Here is a 14,747-nt window from a genome sequence, read left to right as displayed (position 1 = left end):
TTTATGGCGTTCGATAAATTAGGTCGCTTTTTCGGTATCGATGGTTCAGATGAAGAAATAGATGACATTGAGCCAGGTGAAGAAACCGTCAATGAAGAAGCACCTCAAAATAATGAAAGACGTGGAAATGTGGTTTCAATCAATTCAGCAGGTACTCCTACTAGTAAGATTGTCTTAGAAGAACCTCGTGTTTACTCAGATGCCAAAGAAGTTGCACAAAATTTATTGAATAATAAAGCAGTAATTATTAATTTTGCTCGTATGGATGATGCACAAGCACGTAGAATAGTTGATTTTATCACCGGGACTGTTTACGCTTTAAATGGTGAAATTCAACGAGTAGGTGATAAAATTTTTCTTGCGACTCCTCCTAAGTTTGAAACCGATGGAAAAATTGCTGAATTAGTTGAAAAGAAAGATAATATTGAATAATGATTTTGACTATAATTGGCTGGCTTTTTAGGATAGTTTCAACTTTGTTAAATGTTTATGCGTTTTTAATCGTGATTTATACATTGTTGACATGGATTCCTAGTTTATTAGATACGCAACCAGGTCGAATTTTAGCTAGAATTGTCCAACCATATTTAGATTTATTTGAAAGATTTATTCCACCAATTGCAGGATTGAGCTTTGCTCCGATAATTGCATTATTAGTAATCTATTTTATAAATAATTATATATTAGTTTGGATAGCAGAAATAATAGTTAGATTAGTAGTTTAGCATTAAAATGATTGAAAAAAGACAAGCAAGTAGTTTTTATCAGCATTTTGACATCAAAGAAAAACCGATTGTAGATCGTTACGTCGGTTTTTTTAATAGATTTTTATTTCAAAATGAACCAATATTGACTGATTTTTTAAATCCTAGAGAAGAATATATTTTTAAAGAAATTGTCGGTGGCTACGGCCAAGTATATGAATATGGCGGCTATGATAAAGCTGAGAAAAAAAGATTATTTCTTTGTGATTGGACGACGCCTTATAGTGTCCAAGACTTTGAAATTGTATGCTTAGAAATTGAATATAACCAAAAGTGGGATACGATAACACATAGTCAAATTCTAGGTGTATTGACGAATTTAGGGGTTGAGATTAATACTTTTGGAGATATTATTTCTGATGGAGAAGGTAAGTGGCAGTTTTTTGTAAAAAAAGAATTGACTAACTTTTTTGCTGAACAAATAACTAAAATTGGTCGCACTAAAGTAAAAATAAAAAAGATTGACTCTCAACATATTTTGCAAGTTAAAGATGATAGTCAAGAAAAAGAAGCAATTAGTGTGTCGATGCGTTTAGATACTGTTGTTAGTGCAGTGACTAATTTAAGTCGTAGCCAAGTAAAAACGGCACTTGCTAATAATAACATTAAATTAAATTGGCATGATGCGGTAGAATCGCATATAATTATCAATATAGGCGACGTATTGAGTATTCAACACTTCGGACGTATCAAAATTTTAGATATTATTGCTACTAAAAAAGGTAAAATGAAGATTATTTATAAAATTTGGCAGTCAAAGAAAAGGTGAAATTATGGTTTTAACACCAATGGAGATTCATGATAAAGTCTTTGAAAAAAAGTTTAAGGGCTATGATGAAGAAGAAGTAGATAAATTTTTAGATCAAATTGTCAATGAATATGGTGATGTCTTAGATGAAAATTCCGATTTAAAGAATGAAAATAGCTCTTTAAAAAGTGAAAATGAAGCTTTAAGAAATCAAGTTTCAGAATACAATAAAATTAAAGAATCATTGAATCAGTCTCTAATTTCTGCTCAACAACATGCGGATACACTGCAGAAACAAGCTAATCAAGAAGCAAAGGAAATTAAAGAAAGTGCTCAAAAAGAGGCAGATGAAATTTTAAGTAAGGCAAGAGACTCAGCTGGCAAGTACAATGATGATATTAAACAACAGTATAGTACTTTGAGTAAAGATTATGAATTATTAAAGCAACAAGTTGCTTCATTTAGACAAGAAATTCAAATTAAACTCCAAGATGAATTAGATGGTTTAAATGATGACACTTGGCAACAACAACTAGATGAATATTATGGTCGGTCAAGATTATATCCTGCAGATGGATCGCAGCCAATTGCGGTAGATGATGATAGTGAGATAATGGATCTTGATGATGAGGAAATTGCTGCTGAGGATGATGCAGTAGCTGCTGATGAAGAAAATAATCCCGAAGAAATTGACAAAACTACCCCAAATGAAGTAAAATCTGATTCAGGTTTAGATGATTCTGATGGACCTAAAATTTTAATTGGAGATAGTAGTAATAATACTACTACTTCAGTTAATAGAGATGAGAGAGAATCTAAGTTAAGGTCCTCTGATAATAATGGACCGACTATCATCTTTCCAGATGATGATTCTGATGATAACAATTAATTTTAAATCGACAGTAAAACAAGTAGACAATTTAGCGAGTTAATAGATGGTGAAAGATTAACAATGTTGAAAGTTGATCAGCTGCCAATGGATTTAAACGTTTTTCATACGATACATGAAGTTAAGTGGAACAGAGATGTTCAATTTAGGTGGTACCACGAACTTTTAGCTTCGCCCTAGTAGGGAGGAGCTTTTTTTATTTTAGAAAGGAAAAATATGAAAGTTAAAGATACTTTGAATTTGGGCAAGACCAAGTTTAAAATGCGCGGCAATCTCCCAGTCCGTGAAGCACAGTGGCAAAAAGAATGGGAAGACAATGACTTATATGAACAACGATTAAAATTAAACGAAGGTAAGCCTCGCTTTGACTTACACGATGGTCCTCCATTTGCAAATGGTAATATCCATATGGGGCACTCCTTAAACAAGATTTCTAAGGATATTATCGTTCGTTATAAGAATATGAATGGCTATTATGCACCTTATGTTCCTGGCTGGGATACACATGGCTTGCCAGTAGAACAACAATTAGCTAAAAACGGCATTGATCGCAAGACTATGGATCGGGCTAAGTATCGTGAATTATGTCGTCAATTTGCCGAAGAACAAATTGAAAAGCAAATGGCTGATTTTAAGCGCTTGGGTGTAATGGCTGATTGGAAGCATCCCTACATTACTTTACAGCCTGAATTTGAAGCTGAAGAAATTAGAGTATTTGGTAAGATGTTTGAAAAGGGCTATATCTATAAGGGTAAAAAGCCTGTTTACTGGTCATGGTCAAGCGAATCTACTTTAGCTGAAGCAGAAGTGGAGTACCATGATGTAAAATCACCATCTATCTACATTGCTTTCCCCGTTAAGAATGGCAAGGGAATTCTAGATGAAAAGAATACATACTTTGTAATTTGGACAACTACTCCGTGGACTATTCCTTCTAATCAAGGTATAACTGTAAATCCTCAATTTGATTATTCTGTAGTTGAAGTAGGAGATAAGCGTTATGTGGTGGGCTCTGATCGCCTAAATGCGGTAGCTGAAGATTTGGACTGGAAGAATTATAAGGTAGTTCAACATCTACGCGGTTCAGAAATGGATCGCATGGTTGCTAAGCATCCACTTTATGATCAAGATAGTTTAGTAATGAATGCTTTGCACGTAACCGCTGATGATGGTACCGGTTTAGTTCATACTGCTAGTGGTTTTGGTGAAGATGACTACAATGTAGCTCAACGTTACGGCTTACCAGTATTTAGTCCAATGGATGCTCAAGGACGCTTTACTAAAGAAATACCTGATCCTGATTTAGTTGGTATGTTCTATGACGATGCTAATAAAGTGGTCAGTGAAAAACTTGAAAAAGTTGGAGCTTTATTAAAACTTAGCTTCTTTACTCACTCATACCCACATGATTGGCGTACTAAGAAGCCTGTTATTTACCGGGCAACTACACAATGGTTCGCTTCTATTTCTAAGTTCCGCGACCAAATTTTGGATCAAATTCAAAATACTAACTTTATTCCAGAGTGGGGTAAAACAAGACTTTACAATATGATTAAGGATCGTGGCGATTGGGTAATTTCACGTCAGCGTGCTTGGGGTGTCCCTCTTCCAATTTTTTATGCTGAAGATGGAACTGCAATCGTTTCGCCAGAAACTATTGAACACATTGCTAAAATCTTTGAAAAAGAAGGTTCTAATGCATGGTATACCCACACTGCTAAGGAATTATTGCCGGAGGGCTTCACATCTGAACATTCACCAAATGGTAAATTCAAAAAAGAAACCGATATTTTAGATGTTTGGTTTGATTCTGGTACATCATGGTCTGGAGTAATGAAACTCCGCAATGGATTAAGTTTCCCAGCTGATTTGTATCTTGAAGGTAGTGATCAATACCGTGGCTGGTTTAATTCAAGCTTAATTACTTCAGTCGCTGTAACTGGTCAAGCACCATATAAACAAATTCTTTCACAAGGATTTGTTTTAGATGATAAAGGTCACAAGATGAGTAAATCCCTAGGTAATGTAATTTCACCTAATGATGTTATTAAACAAATGGGAGCAGAGATTATTCGTCTATGGGTTGCTGGTGCTGATACTACTTCTGATGTTGCTGTATCTCAAGATATTTTACGACAAGCTGCAGAAAGCTATCGTAAGATCAGGAATACTATGCGTTATATGTTGGCTAATACTAGTGATTTTGATCCTAAGAACAATAGTGTTTCATACGAAGACATGGCAAGTGTAGATCAATATATGGAAGTTAAACTTAATTACTTGATTGCAGAAGTATTAAAGGCATATGACAGCTTTGACTTCAATAGTGTATATAAAAAGGTATTTAGCTTTATTTCCAACGATCTATCAGCTTTCTATCTTGATTTTGCAAAGGATATTCTTTATATTGATGGCGAAGACAGTAAGTCACGTCGCTCAATGCAAACAGTTATTTATGACGTCTTAGTCAAGTTGACTAAGTTAATGACACCAATTTTGCCACATACTATGGAAGAAGTTTGGGGCTATTTAAAGGAATCCGAAGATTACGTTCAACTAGCTAATATGCCAACAGTTACACACTTTGATAATGAAGAAGACCTTTTAGAAAACTGGAAAGATTTCATGAAGTTACGTTCAGATGTCTTGAAGGCTCTAGAAAATGCTCGTAATGAGAAGATTATTGGTAAGTCATTTGAAGCACATGTAACTATCTATCCAACTGAGGAAGTTAAGAACTTAATTGACAAGTTAAATGCTAATATTCGTCAAATTTTGATTGTTTCTGAATTAACTATTTCTGACAATCAAGCACCTGAAAATGCAGAAAAATTTGCAAGCGGCGCCATTGTAGTTAAACATGCAGAGGGTGAAGTTTGTCCAAGATGTAGAAGAACCACTACTGATGTTGGTGCTGATGCAAGATTCCCAGAATTGTGTAAACGTTGTGCTCAAATCGTTGCTGTCAATTATCCTGAGGCAGTTAAAGAAGGTTTTGAAGAATAATGCGTACAGGTGTTGTTAAACAATTTGATGCTAATTCTGCGTATGGATTTATTGAAGATGATCTAACCCATTCTGCTTATTTTGTTTTTTATAAGTCAATTAAAGAGGATGGATATAAGCGCCTAGATGTGGGTCAAAGGGTTCACTACCAATTAGCACAAGGAAAAAAGGGACTACAATGCATTAATGTATATGTTGACCATAGTCAAAAGGAGTAATTAGTTAATGGATCTTAGAGAAACCGAAATTTCCAATAAATCAATTTTTGAGGGGAGATTAATTGATTTAAATGTTGAAACAATTAGTCTTCCTAATGGGAAAACGGCAACTCGTGAAGTAGTAAAACATCCAGATGCAAGTGCGGTCATCGCTATTAATGACCAAAAGCAGATGCTTTTAGTCAAGCAGTGGCGAGAGCCGATTAAGCAAGTTACACTAGAAATTCCAGCCGGTTTAATAGATGAAACGGATGCATCTCCACTGGATGCTATGAAGCGGGAATTAAATGAAGAAGGTGGCTATAAGGCTGAATTCTGGGAAAAGATCACAGAGTTTAATTCTTCACCTGGTTTTTGTGATGAGAAACTTTACTTATTTTACTGCGATACTTTAACTAAGCTAGAGAACAAGCGCCCTTTAGATGAAGATGAGTTTTTAACTAGGCAGTGGTATAGCTTAAGTGAGTTAAAGGAATTGCTAGCCCAAGGTAAGATAATAGATGGTAAGACAATCATGGCAATTCTATTTTGGGAAAATATGCTTTTGACAGGTAAACAAAATAATGACTGAAAAAAGATCAGATTATCGTAAAAGTCAACGTCACAAGAAAATATTTAAGTTATGGCAGTCCAAAAAAACATTGCCAGATAATAAAATTGATAGCTACGATGAAGTAGATGTCAATCCTGAATTTAAAAGAAATAAAGAAGACCCAGATAGCAGTATTGAGCCTTCATCTGAAGAAAAAGTTTCAAAATTAAAACAAAAGCTTAATTGGGCGATTTTCATCGTAATAATTTTAATTATAGGCGTATTGTTTGCATTGTTTAAATTATAATAAAGGATTAAAAATGAAAATAGCAATTATCGTACCTATGGCTGAAGAAGCTGAATTTTACGGTAGTCATTTTCAATCTGCAGATAAAAAAATGTTCGGTTCAACAGAGTTCGAACATTTTTCTGTAAATAGAAATGATATTTACCTCGGATTAAGTGGGATAGGTAAAGTAAATGCAGCGATGAATTTAACTAATTTACTTGCCAATGAAAACATTGATTTAATTTTTATGACCGGTTCAGCTGGGTCTCTTAAATCAAGTATTCACAAAAAAGATCTAATTTTACCAAGTCAGTTTACCTATCATGATGCCCATAATACCAGTGCGGGCAATTATGTTGAGGGACAGATTCCACAAGAGCCAGCACGTTATGAATTAAATAGTCCTGCAAGAGAGAAATTTATTCAATTTTTAGAAAAGAATAAAATTTCTTATCAAGAAGGACTAATCGTAACTGGGGATTCATTTATATCTTCTCAAAATCAAAAAGATGAAATTAAAAAGAATTTTCCTGATGCTGTTGGTGTAGAAATGGAAGGAGCTGCCTTTGCCCAGGTAGCATATCATTTTAATACACCACTAGTAGCTTTAAGGGCAATTTCTGACAATGGTGATGAAAGTGCGGATGAGGACTTTGATACTTTTGTTAGAGAAGTTGGCAAGAAAGCTGCTAATGTAATTACTTCATATTTAGAAGATGAGCTACTTTAAATAACTGAGAACAGAGAGCATAAGCGTGCTCTCTGTTTTTATGTTATAATTAATAGATCACTTGATACTTACGAAATGTAAGATAGAACTCATAACTAAAATAGATAGAAGGACAAGCTTTTTATGAATAGAAAAAATATCTATTTAGATAATGCAGCAACGACTCCGATGTCGCCAGCTGTAGTAAGTAAAATTAGTGAAGAAATGGCTGATGATTTTGGTAATGCTTCTAGTCAGCACTTTTTTGGTCGTACAGCACGCCATAGTGTTGAGCAAGCACGCCATATTTTAGCCCAATCAATAAATGCTAAAGATAAAGAAATTATTTTTACGTCAGGTGGGTCTGAAAGTAATAATAATGCTATATTTGGTACAGCGCGTGCACGTAACAATATCGGAAAAAAGATTATTACTACTAAGATAGAACATCCATCAGTATTAAATCCAATGACTAGATTGCAACAGGAAGGTTATCAGGTAGTCTATCTTGATGTCGATAAAAGTGGTCATATTTCTTTAGATCAATTAAAAGATGAATTAACACCAGATACTATTCTAGTTTCCATCATGGCAGTTAATAATGAAGTTGGTTCAATTATGCCTTTAAAGAAAATTGGACAACTTGTTAAAGAGTCTAATGCCTATTTTCATGTTGATGATGTTCAAGGATATGGTAATTTAGACGTAGATGTTCAAGAATTGAATATTGATTTATTATCTACATCAGCACATAAGATAAACGGGCCTAAGTTTTTAGGATTTTTATATGAAAGAGATGGCTTAGATGTTGCTGATCTATTACTTGGTGGCGAACAAGAATTAAAGCGTCGCCCAGGTACAGAAAATGTCCCCGGAATAGCTGGTTTTGGCGTAGCTGTTAGTGAAATGAAAGAGATTGATAAGGCAGCTCAACAAGAAAAGTACACTCATTTTCAAAATATTATTTTAGATGCGCTAAAACAAGAAAATATTGAATTTGATGTCAACGGCTCAACTTCAGGTGAGGTATCGCACCATGTGTTGAATCTTTGGCTTAAAGGAATAGGAACTTATTCTGCTTTGACTAATTTGGACTTAGTTGGGGATGCTGTATCGGGAGGATCTGCATGTACTGCAGGTTCATTGAACCCATCGCATGTTTTAACTGCTATGTATGGAGCAGACTCACCAAGATTATCTGAATCAATTAGGGTATCGTTTGGTAGATATACTACTGATGAAGAAGTGATCAAGTTCGCTAATGATTTAGTGAAAATGTGCCAGCGTTTAGCTAAAAAATAAAAAGAACAAATATTTGACACTTATAAAATGTAAGTTAAACTTAATATGAAAGAGAATTAATATGGCAAATACAGTAATTATTAACGGTGATAGTCGTAAGTTTACAATTAATCCTGAAATCAAGAATTATGCTTTAATTGATGCGGGATTTAAGCGGACTAAGAGAGGGAATTATACTTATGAGCATCCTTTGTATAATGAATCGCCCTATAATGCGACTTGTAAATTAAAGATGACTTTAAATGAAGCAATGGATCATTTGACAATGGTGGTAACTGATATTAATGGCTTGCAAAAAGTAAATATCTTTAAAAACAAGCAATTGGCACCAATGGTAGAATTATTAGACTTTATTTTAAAGGATCTTGAGGATCGTCAAATTATTACTACTTGTTAAGAGGAGGAAAAATTTAATGGTAGATAACAGCAAAATCAGAGTTGTCGTTGGTATGAGTGGAGGAGTAGATTCTTCTGTTTCAGCTCTTTTACTCAAGCAACAAGGCTATGATGTTGTCGGTGTCTTTATGAAAAATTGGGACGATACAGATGATTCAGGTGTCTGTACAGCAACTGAAGACTACGAAGATGTAAAAAAAGTTGCTGACAAGATTGGTATTCCTTACTATGCTGTCAATTTTGAAAAAGAATATTGGGAGAGGGTATTTGAGTATTTCTTAGATGAATACAAGAAGGGTAGAACTCCTAATCCGGATGTAATGTGCAACAAAGAAATTAAATTTAAGTCATTTTTAGATTTTGCGATGGAATTAAATGCAGATTATATTGCGATGGGACATTACGCTAGAACTCAAGTTGACGAAGAAGGCGTAACGCACATGATGCGTCCAAAAGATGGTAATAAGGACCAGACTTACTTTTTAAATCAACTTTCTCAAGATCAACTTAGCAAGGTTATGTTCCCGCTTCAGAATTTAACCAAACCCCAAGTTCGAGAAATTGCATTAGCTGCGGGTCTTGCTACTGCTAAAAAGAAAGACTCAACAGGTATTTGCTTTATTGGCGAGCGCAACTTCAAGAAGTTCTTGAGTGAGTTTTTACCAGCTAAAAGTGGTAAGATGGTAACTCCAGATGGCAATGTAGTTGGTGAACACGCCGGACTTATGTATTATACCATTGGTCAGCGCTCAGGCTTAGGTTTAGGTTCCACTAAGGAGTCTACTGCACCATGGTTTGTAGTTGGTAAAGATTTAAAGAAGAATGAATTGATCGTTGAGCAGGGTTATGACAGTGATCTTTTATATAGTGATAGTCTAGAAGCTAGTGATGTTTCATTCTTTACTGGTTTACCAGATCATGATTTTGATCTTAAGTGTACAGCCAAGTTTAGATACCGTCAACCAGATGTAGCCATTACAATGCACTATCATGTTGCGGATAATACTGTTACTGTTGACTTTGATGAGCCGGCTCGTGCAGTGACTCCAGGTCAAGCTATAGTATTTTATTTGGGTGAGGAATGTCTTGGCGGTGCAACCATTGACAGGGCTTATAAGAATGCTAAGCAATTACAGTTAGTATAATTAAGAAAGAGCTTTTCATTAGTTAAGTGAAAAGCTCTTTTTCTTTGTGTTCAACTGTTAATTTTTCTATGAAAATTTTATAATTAGTTATAAGAATGGAGAGTTAAAAAATGCAACTATATTTTGTAAGACATGGAAAAACAAAGTGGAACTTAGAGGGTCGTTATCAAGGCGGAAGTGGCAATTCTCCGCTTTTACCAGAAAGTTATGTTGACATCAATAAGTTAGCTAATTATCTTAAAGGCACAAAATTCAGATCTTTTTATGCTAGTCCACTTCAGCGAGCAGTGACTACTGCTGTAGCTTTGAGAGATGATATGGGTGTTACTGTTCCCGTTGTAGTTGATGATAGGTTGAAGGAATTTAATTTGGGCGATTTAGAGGGAATGAAGTTTATAGATGCAGAAAATAAATACCCGGAACAAATTAAGGCCTTTAGGTATGAACCTGATAGATATGATCCGACAGGCTTTCATGGTGAGAGTTTTGAACATATGATTGCACGAGGAGAAGATTTAATTAATTCGATCGTAAAGCGATATCCAGCACATGATGACAAGGTATTATTAGTTAGTCATGGTGCTGCATTGTGTGCATTAATTCGCTCATTAGAAGGGTATAAGATTGCTGATATTAGGAAGCGTGGAGGTTTAACTAATACAAGTTTGACCATTTTAGAAACTAATGATGAAGGTAAGAGTTTCCAAGAGAAGCTTTGGAATGAAACTTCATATCTTGATCGTAAAATTTCAAGTAGGGATACAATTTAATGAATAAGAAAATAGCAAAATTATACAATTCTGGTAAAACAGAGAATGCGATTCATCTGTTAATCAAAGAAATTGATAGCCATCCTAAAAGCGTCGATAATTACTTGCAATTGTCGACCTATCTAATTGAGCAAAATTCTCCTGATCAAGCTTTAGAATTATTACAAAAAGCACAGTCTTTAGTAGATAAGCCGGGAGAATTAACATATAATATAGCTGTTTGTTACTATATGCAGGGTGAATATCAAAAATCAATAGCTTTATTGAATACTCTGCCTAATAATGATGAAACTTTATACCAAAAAGCTTTAGTATTTATGAAGCTAGGTCAATATCAAAAAGCTTTAGCTTATGCTTTGACAATTAAATTAATTGATGAAAGAACTTTGGAATTATTAGGAGATATTTGGTTAAGCTTGGGTAACTTACAACAGGCTAACACTAGCTATCAACGTATAAGTTCTGATAAAAGAACTGCCAAGGTTAATTTTTTGTTAGGATTAACCGTTTTAGATCAAGATCGTGATCTAGCTCAAAAATATTTTGACTTATCTAAGCAAAAGGATCCAGCTTATTTTGCTAATGCTCAAAAACAGTACTCAGCTTTAATGCAGATGATTAGAGGTAAAAATGGAAAAAACTGAATTCACCGGTAAAATAGATAATATCGTTTTTGAAAATAGTCAGAATCTTTTTAAAATTATGGATGTTGAAATCATTGGTAGTTTGAAAGATTACGATGAAGAAACAATTCGAGTTACGGGTAATTTTGGTGAAATTCAGCTTGAAGGAATCTATACATTTGAGGGAAGTTTATTTGTTCACCCTAAATTTGGGATGCAGTTTAAAGTTGAGTCATATAAACAAGCGCTACCACATGAAGAAGGTAGCTTGTTAAAGTATCTAAGTTCTGATAAATTCCCTGGTATTGGTAAAAAGGCTGCTCAAAAAATCATAGCCGGACTAGGAATGGATGCATTAGATGTAATTAAAGAAAATCCACAAAAAATTTCTACTTTAAGTCTGACTAAAAAGCAAAAAGATAGCCTGCTATCAGGAATTAATAGTATGGATTCCTATTCAGAAATAGTCCTAAAACTAGCTAAATATGGGATTAATAAACGCGTTGCAGGTAATGTATATAAAGCATATCATGGCGATGCTTTGCAACGTTTGGAGGCAGATCCATATGAACCGGTGGGGGATGTATCGGGATATGGTTTTAAAACTGCAGATAAGATTGGTCGAGAATTAGGGATTAAACCTGATGATAAAAGAAGAATTAAGGGAGCAATTTTACAAGTTATTGAAAATGCCTTAGTCCAAAATGGCGATACTTATATTGGATTAGAGGCCTTACTTGATTCAGCAGCGAATTTAATTGAATTTAATCAATATGATGTAATTGCTAACAGTATTAATGAATTACAAAAAGAAAATAAGTTAGTTGTCGATAATGAAAATGCTGCTTTAAGTAACATTTTTAAAACTGAAGTTGAGATAGCAAGTGAATTAAAGCGGGTTGTAGATAGCCGACAAAAGATTAAAAAGTATTCAAATTCTAAAATTACTAAAGCAATTGGACATGCTGAAGAAAAGCTAGACATTAGCTATGATGATACTCAAAAACAATCAATTATAAATGCTTTAAATAATCCAATCTCAATCTTAACAGGTGGACCGGGTACAGGTAAGACGACAATTATTAATGGTATTTTGTTGTGCTTAAGAGAATTAGAAAATATTCCTGCTGCCGCTATTTATAGTGAAGATACTCCTTTTTTATTAGCTGCACCAACTGGACGTGCTGCTAAAAGAATGGGTGAAATTACTAATATTGATGCTAAAACAATTCATCGATTATTAGGCATTGGTATTGGAGACAATAAAAATACTGAGTCAGAGGATTTAAATGAATTAAATGGTGAAATTTTAATTATTGATGAAATGTCAATGGTTGACATGTTTTTATTTAAGTTATTGCTGAAAGGGATTCAAGATACCAAGCGAATAGTTTTTGTTGGTGATCAGGATCAATTACCTTCAGTAGGAGCTGGGAATATTTTTGGCGATTTAATAGCTTCCCAAGCCTTTCCAACAACTAAACTAGAAACGATTCATAGACAAGGCGATGAATCATCAATAATTACTCTGGCTCATGCCATTAATAATGGTAAGGGAGAAGAAATAATTTTTGAAAAAACTAAAAATTATTCTTTTATTCCATGTAATTCTAGTCAGGTAGGACAAGCAATTGATCAAATAGTAACTTTAGCTTTAAAACGTGGCTTTGATAAGGACGATATTCAAGTCTTAGGAGCAATGTATAATGGTCAAAGTGGAATTAATAGTCTGAATGATATTGTTCAGACTATTATGAACCCTCCTGAAAACCACCATAAAAAAATTGAAGTACATGGTGAAGTCTTTAGAATAGGGGATCGTGTACTTCAATTACAGAATAATCCGGAAAAAGATATTTATAATGGTCAAATTGGCAAAATTATTGGAATTGACGAAAATCGGACAGCCAATTGTTTAATAGCTGATTTTGATGGACGTGAAATAAAGTTTGACTTACGAGATCTATCAGATTTAACTAGGGCGTATGCAATTACAATTCATAAGTCGCAAGGGTCAGAATTTCCATTAATTATTTTAAACTTGACTATGCAAAATTATGTGATGTTAAGACGTAATCTCTTGTACACTGCTATTACGCGTGCTGAAAAGAATTTAGTAATGGTAGGAGAAAAGCAAGCCTATCTGATGGCCTTAAATACACCGGGAAACAATCGTAAAACAGGTCTTACAGACAAAATCCGGCAAATTTTAGAAATTAATTCTCAAGATTTAAAGACTGCCAATCCTAAAAAGGAAGCGGCAATTCTTGCCGAAGAAGCTATTTTAACCCCAGAGTTGATCTATTCAGGTAAGATAGATCCGATGATTGGTATGGAAAGTACTAAATTAGAAAAAAGAAACTAATAAAAATGGCACTCTATCTGGAATGCCATTTTTATTAAGCCCATAAATTAAAAGAACTAATTTCAAAATTTAGATTATAGTTTTGATTCTGCAATTCTTCACCATCTAATTGACCATATTCAGGATTAGATGTTTTAACAGTTAGTTTTTCTGCTTCATAGTAATGGAAGTGAGGATCATTGACATGCGAACCATTAATAAATAGCTTTGCTAAAAGAAACAAAAACTTTATATTAGAAACTTTTTCGACGACAACAGTATCTAACTTATGATTATGAATACTGGCATTTGGCAATAATGCTACTCCTCCGCCAAAGTAGGGATGGTTAGTCGTAGTTACAAAATAAGTATTTGAAAAGTGATGCCAATTACCGTTAACTTTGACACTAGTAGAAAAAGTATCTTGTTTTTGTAGAACTTTAAAAGTATGCAAAACATATATCATACTTCCGATATGCAAGTCATTGAGTTTCTTTTTCATTGATGAATTATTAGCTAAATGAACAATAAAAGCATCAAATCCAATACCTAAATTATTAACAAAATAGTTATCCTTTCCGCTATTATTGTCAATGTAGTGACCGCAATCAATTTTATAAGTTTTGGGGCCTACTTTAATGTGTGAAACTAACTGTTTGATCTGATGGGAAAGCTTAGTAGCTCTGGCAAAGTCATTGCCAGTACCAGCAGGGAAGTAACCAATAGGTGTATTAGGATTTTGTGATTTTTTAACACCATTGAGAGCCTGATTTAAAGAACCGTCACCACCAATTACTAGTAAATAGTGATATGGAAGCTTTCCGTATTTTTCTGCAGCATCTTTAGCTAGGTCAGTTATTTGTCCAGGATACTTAGAAATTGAAGTTGTAGTATTTATATGGTTTTCTTTCAATTTTTGACGTATTAAGGAAAATTCTTTATTTCCCTTATTATTTCCAGATACCAAATTGACAAGAAGATGGATAGTTTTTTTCATAGTTTTATTTAAATT

At 34.0% G+C, this 14,747-nt stretch carries 16 protein-coding genes; 15 read left to right on the top strand and 1 reads right to left on the bottom strand.

Annotated elements, in window-relative coordinates; genetic code table 11:
• Window positions 1-3 precede the first annotated feature (3 nt).
• The 15 genes from J2Z60_RS04790 (at window position 4) to recD2 (ending at window position 13,756) form a co-directional block, all read left to right on the top strand.
• Window positions 4-432: a cell division protein SepF gene (locus J2Z60_RS04790; protein WP_209686540.1), complete on the top strand. Its 429-nt coding sequence runs from the start codon at window positions 4-6 to the stop codon at window positions 430-432.
• Complete coding sequence (locus tag J2Z60_RS04785) at window positions 432-725, top strand: YggT family protein (RefSeq protein WP_209686539.1); 294 nt, start codon at window positions 432-434, stop codon at window positions 723-725. Before J2Z60_RS04790 ends, J2Z60_RS04785 begins: the two co-directional genes overlap by 1 nt.
• A gap of 10 nt (window positions 726-735) precedes the next feature.
• Window positions 736-1,533, top strand: coding sequence for a YlmH family RNA-binding protein (locus J2Z60_RS04780; protein ID WP_209686626.1), 798 nt, complete (start codon window positions 736-738; stop codon window positions 1,531-1,533).
• Window positions 1,534-1,537: 4 nt separating this feature from the next.
• Complete coding sequence (locus J2Z60_RS04775; protein ID WP_209686538.1) at window positions 1,538-2,401, top strand: DivIVA domain-containing protein; 864 nt, start codon at window positions 1,538-1,540, stop codon at window positions 2,399-2,401.
• A gap of 216 nt (window positions 2,402-2,617) precedes the next feature.
• On the top strand, window positions 2,618-5,407 hold the full coding sequence (gene ileS / locus J2Z60_RS04770) for an isoleucine--tRNA ligase (RefSeq protein ID WP_209686537.1): 2,790 nt from the start codon (window positions 2,618-2,620) through the stop codon (window positions 5,405-5,407).
• Window positions 5,407-5,625 (top strand): cold-shock protein, encoded by a 219-nt coding sequence (locus J2Z60_RS04765; RefSeq protein ID WP_209686536.1) that lies wholly within the window; start codon window positions 5,407-5,409, stop codon window positions 5,623-5,625. The genes ileS and J2Z60_RS04765 overlap by 1 nt, the downstream gene beginning before the upstream one ends.
• A 7-nt stretch (window positions 5,626-5,632) precedes the next feature.
• Complete coding sequence (locus tag J2Z60_RS04760) at window positions 5,633-6,196, top strand: NUDIX hydrolase (RefSeq protein ID WP_209686535.1); 564 nt, start codon at window positions 5,633-5,635, stop codon at window positions 6,194-6,196.
• Window positions 6,189-6,464, top strand: coding sequence for a hypothetical protein (locus J2Z60_RS04755; protein WP_209686534.1), 276 nt, complete (start codon window positions 6,189-6,191; stop codon window positions 6,462-6,464). The genes J2Z60_RS04760 and J2Z60_RS04755 overlap by 8 nt, the downstream gene beginning before the upstream one ends.
• Window positions 6,465-6,477: 13 nt before the next feature.
• Window positions 6,478-7,176, top strand: a complete 699-nt coding sequence (locus J2Z60_RS04750) for a 5'-methylthioadenosine/adenosylhomocysteine nucleosidase (protein WP_209686533.1) — start codon at window positions 6,478-6,480, stop codon at window positions 7,174-7,176.
• A gap of 123 nt (window positions 7,177-7,299) precedes the next feature.
• The gene (locus J2Z60_RS04745) at window positions 7,300-8,457 is read left to right on the top strand and encodes a cysteine desulfurase family protein (protein WP_209686532.1); all 1,158 of its coding nucleotides are present in this window, start codon (window positions 7,300-7,302) and stop codon (window positions 8,455-8,457) included.
• A 61-nt stretch (window positions 8,458-8,518) separates the two neighbouring features.
• Window positions 8,519-8,854 carry a DUF1831 domain-containing protein gene (locus J2Z60_RS04740; protein WP_209686531.1) on the top strand — a complete coding sequence of 112 codons (336 nt, stop codon included), beginning with the start codon at window positions 8,519-8,521 and terminating at the stop codon, window positions 8,852-8,854.
• Window positions 8,855-8,870: 16 nt separating this feature from the next.
• Complete coding sequence (gene mnmA / locus J2Z60_RS04735) at window positions 8,871-9,998, top strand: tRNA 2-thiouridine(34) synthase MnmA (RefSeq protein WP_209686530.1); 1,128 nt, start codon at window positions 8,871-8,873, stop codon at window positions 9,996-9,998.
• Window positions 9,999-10,108: 110 nt separating this feature from the next.
• Window positions 10,109-10,768, top strand: coding sequence for a histidine phosphatase family protein (locus tag J2Z60_RS04730; RefSeq protein WP_209686529.1), 660 nt, complete (start codon window positions 10,109-10,111; stop codon window positions 10,766-10,768).
• Window positions 10,768-11,412, top strand: a complete 645-nt coding sequence (locus tag J2Z60_RS04725; protein WP_209686528.1) for a tetratricopeptide repeat protein — start codon at window positions 10,768-10,770, stop codon at window positions 11,410-11,412. Before J2Z60_RS04730 ends, J2Z60_RS04725 begins: the two co-directional genes overlap by 1 nt.
• A complete protein-coding gene (gene recD2, locus J2Z60_RS04720; RefSeq protein WP_209686527.1) occupies window positions 11,399-13,756 on the top strand; it encodes an SF1B family DNA helicase RecD2 in 2,358 nt (785 codons plus the stop codon). Before J2Z60_RS04725 ends, recD2 begins: the two co-directional genes overlap by 14 nt.
• Before the next feature lie 34 nt (window positions 13,757-13,790).
• On the opposite strand, the gene J2Z60_RS04715 is transcribed toward recD2, so the two are convergent.
• Window positions 13,791-14,732 (bottom strand): diacylglycerol/lipid kinase family protein, encoded by a 942-nt coding sequence (locus J2Z60_RS04715; RefSeq protein ID WP_209686526.1) that lies wholly within the window; start codon window positions 14,730-14,732, stop codon window positions 13,791-13,793.
• Window positions 14,733-14,747 lie beyond the last annotated feature (15 nt).

This window comes from Lactobacillus colini, assembly GCF_017874575.1.
In the GTDB taxonomy this organism is placed as follows: Bacteria; Bacillota; Bacilli; order Lactobacillales; family Lactobacillaceae; genus Lactobacillus; species Lactobacillus colini.
Note: the sequence above shows the minus strand (reverse complement) of the source record. Positions and strands in the feature narration are given on the sequence as shown.